The following is a 13,412-nucleotide window of genomic DNA, read 5'->3' as shown; positions in this document are numbered from 1 at the left end:
ACCCCTTGGTGCGCCCCCGTAGTAGTGAGGCTCGAGCTTTACTTCCACGGGGGCTTCGTCGTGAGTGCACCACATAAGGAAGTGTGGTGAGGTGTTTGATCGTGAACAGGATGTTGATGCAGATTAGCCTGCTTATCGGTGGGTTAGCTGCGGCAGCTAAAAAAGGTTTCAGATTGGTGAAACAAACTAGTGGCCGTTAGCGATTCAATAGTTAAGAACCGAATAAGTGGTGGCGCCGGATGGCCTAATAGCTGTGTGAGTTACTGAGCTCTTGTGGAGGTGCGTGAGGTGCTGTACCTTAAAAATTGGATGCAGTGGCTAGCTGTCATCGCTGCGCACAAGCGTTTTCGGCGCCGATCTGAGAGATGAGTGAATCTTCAGCATCCTCTTATCTTAATTTCCTAACTTTGTCGAGGTCCTGTCTTGAATCCTCCTAACGCCACCAAGCGGCTGCTGACCAGTGTCCTAGCGGTGTGTGCGATACTAGCGCTCGTTGCTGCGGTCGTTCTGTACGGTGCTGGTAACACTGCTTGGGCACAGGACGATGAAGCAAACACTTCAGTCAACGATAGCGATTCATCGCAGGATAACGAGGATAACCGCGGGGGACTGGCCTAACGGCTAGTGCCACTTCCACCGTCACGCCCTCAAGCGTGCAATCCGAGACCTCAAACTCATCTACATCGACGACCTCAACCGAGACACAAGAGCCTGAGGAATCGGAGGAATCCGACGAATCTGGGGAACCAGAGGATGCTGAACCCGTCGAGCAGCCGGAGGTTCGTCAGTTAAACCGCAAGCCACGGGCGGCTGGGGATCTCAACCAGCGGCTCTGCGGCCAAAAGGTAGGGATCCTGATCGATGTATCGGGTTCGACAGCTCAGCAGAAGCCTGCCTACAAGGACGCATTGAGACGAGTAGGGGCTAATCTCGCAGGCACTGGTTCTACCGTAGGGGTTCAAACCTTTGCTAGTAATGCGCCAGCGAAGCCGAATGGAGGCTTTTCTGCGCGATTGCTCGATCCTGCGGGGAAGCAAGCTTTCGATAGCTACATTGACCGGCTCGATGGAGAGTGGCCGCAAGGAGACACACAGCGGTCTGACTACCAGCGTGGCCTTGCCAGTGTGCAAAACCAAGGTTATGACGTCGTAATTCTCATCGGCGACGGTTACATGTACAACGATCCACCGCGGTCGGGATACTTGGCAGGCACTTACAGTGCACCCGTTTTCGAAGCAATAAACATCTCGGATGCAATGAGGAGTAGTGGCACGCGGGTTCTTGGAGTGCGTGTTAACGAGGATGTGCAAACGGCACGAGTCTTCAACTCAGCACCTGTAGGTGGTCTGCGCACATTAAATCAGCTTTTCCCCGATGCTCAAGCTGTGCCTGCCGGATTCTCGAGGATCTCGGGTTCGGAAGTAGTCATTTTCAATAACAAATTCCAAAAACCACGAAGCATTCGCGGCAGCGTAGGAAGCAGGGAAGGGCTACACAGCAACGGAAGGTGGCTACCACTATATACACAGTGGCAGTTTGATAGTCCCGCCGCCTACCTAGGGCGGCTGACTGACACCGTCGTTGGGTCCAACTATGGTCAGCTCGCGGACGAGCTGGATAAATTGACTTCCGGTTGCGTCGGTACCATCACGATTCATAAGGAGATCGTGGATGCAAACGGCCGAGTGGATACCCGTGCAGATACGGGAGGCTTCACCTTCCGCGCCGATCGGGCGCTGGTCAACGGTCGCGAACAGCAGCGTGTACAGCAGTCTACGGGCGGCGACGGTGCAACGACCTTCAATTTCCCTGTTACTAAAAACGGAACCACAAGCATCGCTATTGAAGAGGTCCTTGGAGGTAATTCGCCTTATAGGCTGCGACCGCAAGACGCTCCCGGCGGACAGAAAGCTACGGCCATTTGTCAAGTGAGGAACGCGGGGTCTAGCGCTCCAATCTCCTACGGCAGTGGTAGCGGACGAGTGGTCAAGTCTGAGGTGAATAACAAGAAGTTCACCATCACCGGATTGAGAGATAAGGACATTGTGGACTGCACGGTGCAGAACACCGCTGGCACTCCCGAGTTCAATGTGTCGAAGTCTGCGGTTCCCCAGCCTCGCGTAATCACCGGTAACGGCCAAGAGTTCAAAGCGGCATACCAAGTTGACGTGCGCAATACCGGAACAGTCGAGGGCACCCCAGCCCAAATTAAGGAAATTCCATCGGCTCCCAAAGGCCTGAGTATTCTCCGAGTTGAGGTGCAGAACCCAAACGAAGTACGTAATTCTCTGATTCAGCGCCCCGGTCAGCTCAGCAAAAGCGGGCCAGCGTGGGTTCTACCTGAAGCAAATATGCGGCCGATTCCAGCGAAGCAGACTAGGTCTGTCAAAGTCAATGTGGTCTACAGAGTCAATAACGTAGGCAATATTCCCGAGAATCTGACCTGCCCCTCGGGTGGTTTGAAAAATCGTGTAGAGCTGTCGGGTAATAAGCGAGCTGACGCGTGTGTAAGTATGTCGAGGCCTGCTGTCTCGGTAAATAAGTTCCTGAACGGTGAGGACGCCGACACTAGGGAGAGCGCGTCAAGCACTACAGGTGCTGGACAGACGACCGTTAGGTACACAATTCGCAACGATGGTTCGACTCCGCTTACAGCATTCACCATCGCCGACGCCCAGCTAGATCCGAATACGTCTCGACCAAATGGGAAGATTCGCCCCACTGGCCTCTCGTGCGATAGGAACGCTCGGGTGGTTCAGCAAGGTGACACGGTACGCGTGGTGCCTGCTCAAGCACTAGCTCCACGAGGTTCGCTTTCCTGCACGTGGCGATCCGATCGCTTGGCTGCGGCCCCCGGTGACTACCACGCCAACAGGGCCACAATTATGGCTAGCTTCAACGTCCCCGAAGATCAAAAGGTGAACCAAAACGCTATCGGTCCAGTCAGTGCAACCGATGACGCGTGGATGTTTACCTTGCCCATCCTTAATGGAGATTTACCCCTCACAGGTGGCAAGGGCGTGTGGCCCCTATTGCTAGCGGGCGCATCCCTAGCGCTAGCAGGTGGCTTAGCACTCCGACGCGCAAAAGCGTAAGCACAGCACAACTACATAGTCCATGCTCAGACGATGCGACAAGTTTTTCTAAAGGAGTGATTATGCAGATCGATCGACCTCGGTGCAATAGCGAATGATGTGAGCACCGCCCGGCTCACATCCCCGAGTTCACCGACGAACCCGTGTGGAGGAGCTGGATGCATCCGCCGCCTACCTCATCGGCGGGGCTACCACCCCCTCAAGCCGAGGCGCTAAACACAATGCGCCTCGAACTCCCTCTAGTTTTAAGGATTCACATGAATAAGTTTGCACGCAGCGCTTTCGCTGTCGCTGCCTCCGGCGCGATTGTATTTGGCTCCGCCGGCATCGCCGCTGCACAGGACGCACCCTGTGCAGGTGGCGTGTGCGACACCATGCAGGCCGCTAAAGACGAAGGCCTCAAGCTTCACGTCCATAAATTTGAGAATAGCTCGCCTAGCCAGCGAGGAAACGGCACCGAAATTTCTGAAACTGGCTCTCTTGGTGCTCCCCTTGACGGTGCCACCTTTAAAGTCGAGAAAGTTGAGGGTGTGGACCTAACCACAAACGAGGGGCAAAAGAAGGCTGAGCGCATCGCGAAGGGAACTGAACAGGCTCCTAGTTTTCGTGAGATTGAAACCAAGGTGACGTCCAGTGGCGGACAGGCTGACTTTGAGCTCTCCGAGATAGGACTGTACCGCGTTACCGAGACGGCCGCTCCTACCGGTTACGAGGCTACTCAGTCCGAGCCCTTCTTCGTTGCTGTTCCCTTGACAGATCCGGATGGGCGAGACGGGTTCCTCCCCGAGGTGCACGTCTACCCGAAGAACAAGAAGCAGGAAGATGTTGTCACCAAGAGCGTAACTGACGAGAATGCGGTTAAGGCTGGCGACAAGATTACGTACACGGTTTCCGGCAAGGTCCCGTCGGCGTCTTCGCTATCTTCCGTTGTCTTGACTGACCTCTACCCAGATGCTCGCCTAGAAACCCCCGAGGTTAAGAGCGTCACCTTGGGAGATGACACGCCGCTAACTGCCACCGAAGATTACACGGTTGAAAACCGGTCGGGTGAGGTTGCAATTAGCCTGACTGAATCCGGTATCGAGAAACTCGTCGCCAAAGAAGGTGCTGCTCGTCAGGTGAAGGCCACCATTGACTTCACTGTAAGGGCCAATGGGCAGTCTGAGACCGACCCGATCAAGAATAATGCCAAGATCTCAACCTCGTCTTCCCCCGATGGGCCGGGTACCGAGGTTGAGATTCCGGAGGAAGACCGCCCTGAGACCTTCTTCGGCAACGTTAAAATCAATAAGACCAACACCTCAGGTGAAAGGGTTGAAGCTACTTTTGATCTCTACCGCTGCAACTCTGAAAATGACCTCCAGGGGGACTCGGTTATCTCTGACATCAATGTCTCAGCCGCTGATGGGTTCACTATCGCCGGTCTCCACGTCAATGACTATGTAAATGGCGCAGTGGGGGAAACCACCCCGAGTGGCTACTGCTTGGTTGAGACCAAGGCCGGCGAGGGCTACGAGCTGCTCCCGAAGCCTGTCTATTTCCAGGTGAAAAAGGATGGAAACGACACTATTGATCTCACCACCGTAAAAATCGAGAACGTTGAGGCCAACACCGGCTTCGACTTGCCCCTCACTGGTGGTCGCGGTGTGACCATGCTGCTCGTGCTGGGTGGCGTGTTGATCGTTGGCGGTGGCGCTTACGCCTACTATTCCAACCGTCGCCAGAACGCTGCTTCCTAATCGAAGCTAGCCGTATAGGCTGACATCTCTTCTGGGGCCAGAGACTAAATAGGCCCCACTCAAACACCCTGAATCTCAATTGAATAGCTCAATGCCCACAGCCAGAGAAACAAAGGAGGCGCCGTGACCACCATCGTGAACTCGGACGCACCCACGCCGAAGCAAGTGAATGCGGGTCTGGTGCGGCGTCGCCTCGTTCCCCTCATCATCATCCTGCTCGGGATCGCAATCCTGAGCTACCCCGTAGTGGCTACCTACTTAGCCAACTCCAAGCAGAGCAGTGCGGCACAGGCCTATTCCCAAACCATCGTGGATAACACCACTCAGGAAGAACGCGATGAGGCCATCCGTCGCGCGCACGAATGGAACGAGAACCACGCGGGAGGGCCCGTGCTGGACCCTTGGTTGGCACGTGTAGACAAGTCCAATCTGGAATACCAGGAGTACCTCTCCCAGCTGGACTTGGCGGACGTGATGGGGCGCATCGTGATCCCGAAGATCAAATCCGATCTCCCCGTGTACCACGGGACTGATGAGGAGACTCTGAACCGCGGCATCGGGCACCTCTACGGCAGCTCCCTGCCGGTCGGTGGCGAATCCACCCACGCCGTACTCACCGGCCACACCGGTCTGTCCCACGCCACCTTGTGGGACAACCTCACCGATGTGGAAAAGGGAGACGGCATCTACCTCAGCGTCGCTGGGCAGAAAATGAAGTACGAAGTCACCGATATCAACGTGGTGCTTCCGAACGAAACCGATCTGCTCAAGCCCGAGGCCGGGGCAGACAAGCTCACTTTGATTACCTGCACGCCCTACGGCGTGAACTCTCATCGGCTGCTCGTCACTGGGCACCGCGTGCCGCTGGATGATGAGGAAGCAGATCAGATCTTGGAACAGTCCTACACGCCGTGGCAGTGGTGGATGACGCTCGTAGCAGTCATCGTCGCCGCCGTGCTCATCGCTACCTTCGTGTGGTTTATGAAACAGCGCCGGCGCGCATCCGAACAAGGAGAGTAAACACTATGCTCACCCAGTCTCACCACCGCATGCGGGTTCTTAGCGGCTGGATCATCGGGGCGCTGCTGCTGGTCATCGCGTGGGCCCCGGCGGTGCTCGCCGTCGATAAGCCGCAGGCATCCCTCATTGATCCCTCAGCCCGCGGCGAACTCATCATCCATAAATCCCTCGGAGACCCCCTCACTCAATTTGGTGATCCCAGCAATCCCGATGCGGACCTCAGCCGGGAGCCGATTCCAGGCTTGACGTTTAAGATCCGACAGATCACTAACGTGGATCTCACCACCAACGAAGGCTGGCAGGAGTTAGAAAAAACCGGGCTCGGTGATTACTTCACCGGTGGCAGCAGGGAGGCTTACCTCGGCGAGGCGCGCACCGCGAGCACCGACGAGAAGGGAGTGGCGCGCTTCAGCGACCTCCCACTGGGTGCCTACTTCGTGGAAGAAGAACCCAGCGCCGCCCAGAAGAACTCCCTCTCCTTGGTCAACCCGTTCATCGTCACCATCCCCAGCACTGACCGTGAGAACCACAACGAGTGGAACTACACGGTGGAGGTAAATGCCAAGGATCAGCGGATCATGGCTAATAAGGATGTCTCTACCCGGTGCATCAAGGCAGGGGACACCTTTAACTATGGCATCTCCGCCACCACCCCGGCCCCCGATGTCAACGGTGCGATCAGCCGCTTCGAGATCGCCGATCCGCTGCCCGCCGAGGTGAGCTTCGTTGAAGGGAGCTCGAAGGTGAGCATCCAGCGCCCCGGTAAAGAGCTCAAGGATGTTGCCCTCGCCGCCGAGGACTACACAGTGGTGGTCACCAATGGTGTGGCACAGATGAGCCTGCACGACACGGCACTGACAACCCTCGCGGAGCTGCGTCGCGGCAACCCAGAGACCACCGTCTCGTGGACTTTCACCGTGAAGGGCCCGGCAGAGGCTACGGGGCAGAAGCTCACTAACCGCGGATACGTGCTGGTGCAGGGCTATCCCCAGTTCTTTGCCGACACCACCCCCGGTGTGCGCACCAACCAGGTGAGCACCCGAGTCGGCGATTGCACACCCCACCCCACAGACATTCCCATCCCGGTTCCGAATCCTGATATGCCCGAGCTGGGCGATCAGCCCGGCCCTTCGGATAGCCCCAATGCCCCCGGTGATGACGGCGGCAGTGGGCCAAGTGAAGAGCCTGGCACAGAACCAGGATCGGCCCCTGGCGGCGGATCGGGCAGCAGCTCCGGTAGTTCCGGGCCGCTCGCTAGCACCGGTGCCAGCGTGATCGGGCTTGTGATCGCCGGTGGCCTGCTCGTGGCCCTCGGTATCTGGATGAGCTCCCGCCGCGGCCGCTCCGAGTAGCACCGCGCACCGTCTACCTCTTTCATTCACACGGCCGCCTCCTCAGAGAACATGGGGAGGCGGCCGTGTGATGTATGTGGGAGTTCCCACACGCAACGTTTTGGTTATGTGGCCCCATGTGGTTTAGAGTGGCCCGCCATGACAACTTACTTTTCCGTATCCCACCTCGGTCACCTCTCCGCTAAGGAGGTGCACCAGCTCTACAAACTGCGCGTTGATGTGTTTGTAGCCGAGCAGCACTGCCCGTATCACGAGATCGATGATGTTGATCTTCAGGCCAGCACCATGCACATCATGGCCCGCAACGGCAGCCGTCTCGTGGGTTGTGCCCGCATGGTGCCCACCACCTTTGGTGAGTTCGCCGCAGCCACCGGCGCCAGTGCCGAGGAGCTTGAAGCAGATACGGCCGTGGTGCAGTTCGGCCGCCTCGCCCTCGAGCAGGACGCCCGCGGCACCGGGCTGGCCCCAGACATCATTGATCAAGCCCTGAAGATGGCCGCAGGCCAGTTCAGCGGCCAGCCGGTGGTGCTCGCCGCCCAAAGCGGGCTCGAAAGCTACTACGAGCGTTTCGGCTTCACCCGCTGCGGCGAGGAGTTCGACGATGCCGGCACACCCCACATCCCCATGGTGCGCCGCTAGTTCTTCGCCCTTTTATTCGTCCCCGGCCACGGGAGTGACCGATGCCGCCGCGTGGCGGGCATGCTCCCTGGCCTCATCGATCGTTTCTGCCGTGGCGAGTGCCACCCCAAGGCGGCGTCCCGGGTAGCTATCGGCCTTGCCGAACAAACGTAGGTCCACCTCGGGCACGCTCATCGCCTCGTATATACCGGTGTAGCGCAGCGCGTGGCCCTCGGTGGCGCCGTTGATCACCGCCGCCGCACCTGGGGAGGTGAGGGTGACATCCACGGGGAAGCCCATCACCGCCCGAGCATGCAGCTCGAACTCAGAGAAGCGCTGGGTGGCCATAGTCACCATGCCGGTATCGTGCGGGCGGGGAGCCACCTCGGAGAAATACACATCCTCGCCTTTAACAAAGAGCTCCACGCCAAACACCCCGCGCCCAGATAGCGCATTGGTTACCCGCGCCGCAATGGAGCGGGCAATATCGCGGGTGGAATCACTCATGGGCGCCGGCTGCCAGCTCTCTAGGAAGTCGCCGGCAGCGTCCTCACTATCGGCGGCGCTGCGGGAATCCGCCAGCTCGCCCAAGCGGGTGTGGCCGATGGGTTCGCAGAACCACGTGGCCTCCGAATCGGAGTGGGGATCCTTCGAACGGACTGTGAGAATGGTGACTTCATAGTCAAAGTCCACAAACTCCTCGGCGATCACATGCGCCGGGCCGCCGTCGATGGCCTCGAGGGCGTTATCCCAAGCCTGCTCCACATCGGCCATCTCCCGCACCAAGGTTTGGCCGCGGGCGGCGGTGCCCTGATTCGGTTTGACCACGCAGGGCAAGCCCACATTGAGCACCGCTTGGCGCAGCTCCTCCAAACCGGAGGCGAAAGCGAAGCGGCAGGTGGGCACCCCGAGTTCGAAGGCGGCGAGGTTCTTTATGGCCTCACGGGAGTTCGTCATGGTGGTGGCGTGCGTAGAGGGCACCACGGTAGAGATCCCCTCGGCCTCAATGCGCTCGAGGGTGGCGGAGTCCACGTGCTCGGTTTCGGGAACTACATAGTCGGGGCGCACCTGGGTGACCAGATCATAGAGCGCCTCGCCGTCGCGCACATCCAGCACATAGGTGGCGTGAGCCACCTGGTGTGCGGGGGCGTTAGGGTAGCGGTCCACGGCGTGCACCTCCACCCCGAGGCGCTGGAAGGCGATAGCCACCTCTTTGCACAGCTCGCCGGCGCCGAGCAGCATCACTTTCGTGGCCGTCTCGGAGAGCGCGGTACCGATCCAGTCCTGGGAATACACGCAGTGCCTTCTTTCCACTCGGGTCATTAAGGGTTGGTGCTCACTATTCTAATGGGCATCTCAGTATCGAGAGGAAAGCGTCGCTAAGCCACGTAGGCAGAATGCGGCGGTCGGGGTAGAGTTTAAACATGGCTTATCACGCAGACTCAGCGGATCTACCCGAAAAGGAAATCCTCACTTGGGACGGATTTGGTCGCGCTTCCCGCGAACTCGCCCAGACGATCGCTAATGACGGTTTCACCCCAGACATAATTGTGGCCGTGGCCCGCGGTGGCCTCGTGCCGGCGGGGGCGCTGTCCTACTCCATGGGCGTGAAGCTTTCCGACGCCATCAATGTGGAATTCTATACCGACGTGCACGAAACCCTGCCGGATCCGGTGCTGCTCGAGCCGCTGCTGGATATTGAGGCTATTAGCGATAAGAAGCTGCTCGTGGTGGACGATGTGGCCGATTCTGGGCGCACTTTGGCGCTCGTGTTGAAGCTTCTGGCCACCCACGGCGCCGATGTGCGCTCCGCCGTTCTTTACGCCAAGCCCTCCAGTGAGGTGGACCCGACCTATGTGTGGAAGCGCACCGCCGAATGGATCGTGTTCCCGTGGTCGGCCGAGCCTCCGGTCGAGGCTCAATAATCTAGCCGCCACTGACAGCAGAATTTTTACACGCCCCACACCGCATACTGATCGGTGTGGGGCGTCTTGCGTCTGATCTCACCCCCACCTGCGGTAGGTAAGTTGAAGGAAACCTAAGAAAAAGTTGTATGCTCACCTCGACCATCGAGTTTTTCTCTTTTCCTTCGACGCACGCCCGCATCTCTTCTCGGCGCCCCACACCAGGGGCGTGCCGTGAAAGCACCCCCCATGCATTCCACCCCTTATGCATGCGATTGCCGGATATCGTCTGGGCTCGCCGGCGTACCTTGCCGCGCCCGTGTGGCAATGCCGTGGCGTCTGGTCTCAACTGCTATTCACACATAGAAGGGAAGGAATCCCGTGCCGATTCCGAATGGGGTGGAGCTTCTTCAGCCACACCATGATCTACCGCCGGTGGGTTATGTTGACCGCCGCAGAATGCCGGTGCCGCAACGCATCATCTTCGCCATTATCGCCCTCGTGGCTGCCTTCGGCTGGGCTGCGATTGCGCTGCGCCGCGGCGAAAGCGTGAACGCCACTTGGCTGGTGCTCGCCGCCGTGGGCACCTACATCGTGGGCTACCGCTTCTACGGCCGGCTCATCGAATACAAGGTGGTGCGACCTAAAGACGATCGCGCCACCCCAGCTGAGCTGTATAACGACGGCAAAAACTTCATGCCCACCGACCGTCGCGTGCTCTTCGGCCACCACTTCGCCGCCATTGCTGGTGCCGGCCCGCTGGTGGGGCCCATCCTGGCCGCCCAAATGGGCTATCTGCCCGGCACGATCTGGATCGTCTTCGGCGCGGTGTTCGCCGGCGCCGTCCAGGACTACTTGGTGCTGGCCATCTCCACCCGCCGCAAGGGACGCTCCTTGGGCCAGATGCTCAATGATGAGACCGGCCGGGTGGGTGGCATCTTTGGCATCATCGGCATCCTCGTGATTATGACGATCCTCATCGCCGTGCTCGGCGTGGTGATCATCAACGCGCTGGCAGAATCCCCATGGGGCGTGTTCTCCATTACCATGACCATCCCGATTGCGCTATTCATGGGCGTGTACCTGCGCTACATCCGCCCGGGCCGGGTGAGTGAGGTCTCGCTCATCGGCATCGGGCTGCTGGTACTGGCCATCGTGGCCGGCGGCTGGGTAAATGCCGATCCCTTCTGGCACGATGTCTTCCTCTGGGACAAGGTCACCCTCGCCTGGGCGTTGATCGGCTACGGCTTTGTGGCCTCGGTGCTGCCGGTGTGGCTGCTGCTGGCCCCGCGCGACTATCTCTCCACCTTCATGAAGATCGGCGTGATCGGGCTGCTCGCCATCGGCATCCTCATTGTGCGCCCGTCCATCGAGATGCCCGCCGTCACCCACTTCGCCCTCGACGGCACCGGCCCCGCCTTCGCCGGCCAGCTCTTCCCCTTCCTGTTCATCACCATCGCCTGCGGTGCCCTCTCCGGCTTCCACGCCCTCGTCTCCTCGGGCACCACTCCGAAGCTGGTGGAGAAGGAATCCCAGATGCGCATGATCGGCTATGGCGGCATGATCATGGAATCCTTCGTGGCCGTGATGGCCATGTGCGCTGCGGTGATCATTGATCAGCACCTGTACTTTGCTATGAACGCCTCCTCGGCACTCACCGGGGGTGCAGCCGACACCGCAGCCCAGTACGTCAACAGCTTGGGCCTGAGCTCGCCCGATGTGAGCGCCGAGCACTTCGACGCCGCCGCCGCGGCCGTGGGGGAGGCCTCGATCGTCTCCCGCACAGGTGGCGCTCCCACCCTGGCTTTCGGCATGTCCGATATTCTCTCCCAGGTGTTCGGCGGCGACGCCCTGCAGTCCTTCTGGTATCACTTCGCCATCATGTTTGAGGCGCTGTTCATCCTCACCACCATCGACGCCGGCACCCGCGTGGCCCGCTTCATGCTTGCCGACGCCATGGGCAACGTGCCGGGCATGGCCAAGTTCCGCGATGCCGGCTGGACCACCGGCAATGTCATCACCTCTGCCGTGGTGTGCCTCGGCTGGGGCTCGATCCTGGTGATGGGCGTGACCGATCCGCTCGGCGGCATCAACATGCTCTTCCCGCTCTTCGGTATCGCCAACCAGTTGCTCGCGGCCCTCGCCCTCACCCTCGTCACCGTGGTGGTAGTTAAGCGCGGATACGTGAAGTGGGCGTGGATCCCCGGTGTGCCCCTCACGTGGGATCTCATCGTCACTATGACGGCCTCCTGGCAGAAGATCTTCAGCGATGATCCGAAGATCGGCTACTGGGCGCTGCACTCCGCGTTCAAGGATGCCCAAGACCGTGGCCTGGAGAGCTTCCAGAACGCCCACAGCCCAGAGGACATCGCCGCCGTGGTGCGCAACACCGCCGTACAAGGCACCCTCTCCATCGTCTTCGCCGTGGTCACCCTCATCGTGGTGGCCGCCGGGATCGTGGCCATCGTCCGCGCCCTCAAGGCCGGTGCCGCCCGCGGTGAGGCCGTGCCCACCAGCGAGGAGCCCGAGGTGGCCTCCCGCTACTTCGCCCCCAGCGGCATGGTGGCCACCGATGTGGACCAGGAGATCGAGAAGCAGTGGGCTGAGGTAGCGGAAGATGATGAGCGCCGCTTCCATTCCACCGCCCGCTCCCATGCGCACGTAGGCGGCCACTAGTGAAGGCCGCGCTACGCGCTATCAAAGCGGTGGGCTGGTACATCGGCGAGCTCATGGGAGACCATGACTACGCCCACTACGTGGAGCACCTGCGCATCCACCACCCCGATCAGCCCATCCCCTCCGAGCGGGAGTATTGGAAAAACCGGCACGCCCAAGCGGCGGCTAACCCCCAGTCGCGCTGCTGCTAACCCCGGCCTAGCCCGGCGAGCGAGGCGAGCTTCGCGGCGGCAAACACCATTGCCGCCACGAGGCCAATACATCCCCCAGCGGAGAGGTGGCACGCCACCGCTACCGCCAGCCCGCCCAGCCCAATTGCCACGCCCAGTAGCGGGGCAGTGAGAAACAGAGTGCTCGGGCGGGTGGCAAACACCGCCGCGGTGGCCGCCGGCGCGGCCAGCAGGGCGATGGACAAGATGGTGCCCACCGCGGGGATCAGCGCCACCAAGCTAAGCACAATGAGCCCACTGATGAGCCCTTGGGCGAGGTGGCGTTTGTGCGCCACCGCAAAACCTGCCGGATCAAAGGCATAAAACACCAACCGCCGCCAGCCGCCGGCGAGCACCACGAGCACGATGGCCAGCAGCACCACCGCCAGCAGCACGTCCACTGCGGTCACGGTGAGCACACTGCCCACGAGGAAGCTCTCCACCTTGATCGGCAGCGGGGCACACAGCTTGTTCAAGAAGTAGCCCAAAGCGAAACCCGTGGTCAGCACCAACCCCGCCGCCGACTGGGAGGTGCCCACCCGGGAGAGCGAAAACAGCGCCCCGATGGGCCAACACATCAGCAGCGCCCCGGCGAATAGCGCCAGAGATAGCTGCGCTTGATTCAGCCCGAAGGCCGCGCCAATGATCACGCCCAGCACCGCGCCGGGAAAGGTGGCATGGGTGATGGCCTCGGCAAAGAAGATCTGCCGATTCAACAAGGCCACACAGCCCACCAGCCCAGCGAGGGCGCCCACCACGATCAACTCAATAATGGGCAGGGTGAGAATGGAAAGCATGA

At 60.0% G+C, this 13,412-nt stretch carries 10 protein-coding genes; 8 read left to right on the top strand and 2 right to left on the bottom strand.

Annotated features, from left to right (window positions below; translation table 11 throughout):
* The first annotated feature begins 653 nt into the window (after positions 1-653).
* The 5 genes from CCICO_RS09960 to CCICO_RS09940 all read left to right on the top strand — a co-directional run bounded on the left by CCICO_RS09960 (position 654) and on the right by CCICO_RS09940 (position 7,845).
* Positions 654-3,095 carry a vWA domain-containing protein gene (locus tag CCICO_RS09960; protein WP_156809834.1) on the top strand — a complete coding sequence of 814 codons (2,442 nt, stop codon included), beginning with the start codon at positions 654-656 and terminating at the stop codon, positions 3,093-3,095.
* A gap of 257 nt (positions 3,096-3,352) precedes the next feature.
* Positions 3,353-4,834: a SpaH/EbpB family LPXTG-anchored major pilin gene (locus tag CCICO_RS09955; protein ID WP_018019413.1), complete on the top strand. Its 1,482-nt coding sequence runs from the start codon at positions 3,353-3,355 to the stop codon at positions 4,832-4,834.
* Between the two features lie 123 nt (positions 4,835-4,957).
* The gene (locus CCICO_RS09950) at positions 4,958-5,854 is read left to right on the top strand and encodes a class C sortase (RefSeq protein ID WP_018019412.1); all 897 of its coding nucleotides are present in this window, start codon (positions 4,958-4,960) and stop codon (positions 5,852-5,854) included.
* 5 nt (positions 5,855-5,859) lie between these two features.
* Positions 5,860-7,206, top strand: a complete 1,347-nt coding sequence (locus CCICO_RS09945) for a SpaH/EbpB family LPXTG-anchored major pilin (protein ID WP_018019411.1) — start codon at positions 5,860-5,862, stop codon at positions 7,204-7,206.
* 138 nt (positions 7,207-7,344) lie between these two features.
* On the top strand, positions 7,345-7,845 hold the full coding sequence (locus CCICO_RS09940) for a GNAT family N-acetyltransferase (protein ID WP_018019410.1): 501 nt from the start codon (positions 7,345-7,347) through the stop codon (positions 7,843-7,845).
* Positions 7,846-7,857: 12 nt separating this feature from the next.
* Here the strand turns inward: CCICO_RS09940 and purT are convergent, their stop codons facing one another.
* The gene (gene purT, locus CCICO_RS09935) at positions 7,858-9,120 is read right to left on the bottom strand and encodes a formate-dependent phosphoribosylglycinamide formyltransferase (RefSeq protein ID WP_018019409.1); all 1,263 of its coding nucleotides are present in this window, start codon (positions 9,118-9,120) and stop codon (positions 7,858-7,860) included.
* A 128-nt stretch (positions 9,121-9,248) separates the two neighbouring features.
* Here purT and CCICO_RS09930 point away from each other — a divergent pair, with 128 nt between their 5' ends.
* The 3 genes from CCICO_RS09930 to CCICO_RS09920 all read left to right on the top strand — a co-directional run bounded on the left by CCICO_RS09930 (position 9,249) and on the right by CCICO_RS09920 (position 12,595).
* On the top strand, positions 9,249-9,749 hold the full coding sequence (locus tag CCICO_RS09930; protein WP_018019408.1) for a phosphoribosyltransferase: 501 nt from the start codon (positions 9,249-9,251) through the stop codon (positions 9,747-9,749).
* 360 nt (positions 9,750-10,109) lie between these two features.
* Positions 10,110-12,404, top strand: a complete 2,295-nt coding sequence (locus tag CCICO_RS09925; RefSeq protein ID WP_018019407.1) for a carbon starvation CstA family protein — start codon at positions 10,110-10,112, stop codon at positions 12,402-12,404.
* Positions 12,404-12,595 carry a YbdD/YjiX family protein gene (locus CCICO_RS09920; protein WP_018019406.1) on the top strand — a complete coding sequence of 64 codons (192 nt, stop codon included), beginning with the start codon at positions 12,404-12,406 and terminating at the stop codon, positions 12,593-12,595. The genes CCICO_RS09925 and CCICO_RS09920 overlap by 1 nt, the downstream gene beginning before the upstream one ends.
* Here CCICO_RS09920 and CCICO_RS09915 read toward each other — a convergent pair.
* Complete coding sequence (locus tag CCICO_RS09915; RefSeq protein ID WP_018019405.1) at positions 12,592-13,410, bottom strand: metal ABC transporter permease; 819 nt, start codon at positions 13,408-13,410, stop codon at positions 12,592-12,594. The genes CCICO_RS09920 and CCICO_RS09915 overlap by 4 nt on opposite strands.
* Positions 13,411-13,412: the final 2 nt, after the last annotated feature.

Origin of the sequence: Corynebacterium ciconiae DSM 44920, assembly GCF_030440575.1 — a bacterium.
GTDB lineage: Bacteria > Actinomycetota > Actinomycetes > Mycobacteriales > Mycobacteriaceae > Corynebacterium > Corynebacterium ciconiae.
Note: the sequence above shows the minus strand (reverse complement) of the source record. Positions and strands in the feature narration are given on the sequence as shown.

Coding starts and splice junctions, on each gene's coding strand:
- CCICO_RS09955 (WP_018019413.1), top strand. CDS start 3,353: ATGAATAAGTTTGCACGCAGCGCTTTCGCTGTCGCTGCCTCCGGCGCG.
- CCICO_RS09940 (WP_018019410.1), top strand. CDS start 7,345: ATGACAACTTACTTTTCCGTATCCCACCTCGGTCACCTCTCCGCTAAG.
- CCICO_RS09930 (WP_018019408.1), top strand. CDS start 9,249: ATGGCTTATCACGCAGACTCAGCGGATCTACCCGAAAAGGAAATCCTC.
- CCICO_RS09945 (WP_018019411.1), top strand. CDS start 5,860: ATGCTCACCCAGTCTCACCACCGCATGCGGGTTCTTAGCGGCTGGATC.
- CCICO_RS09915 (WP_018019405.1), bottom strand. CDS start 13,410: ATGCTTTCCATTCTCACCCTGCCCATTATTGAGTTGATCGTGGTGGGC.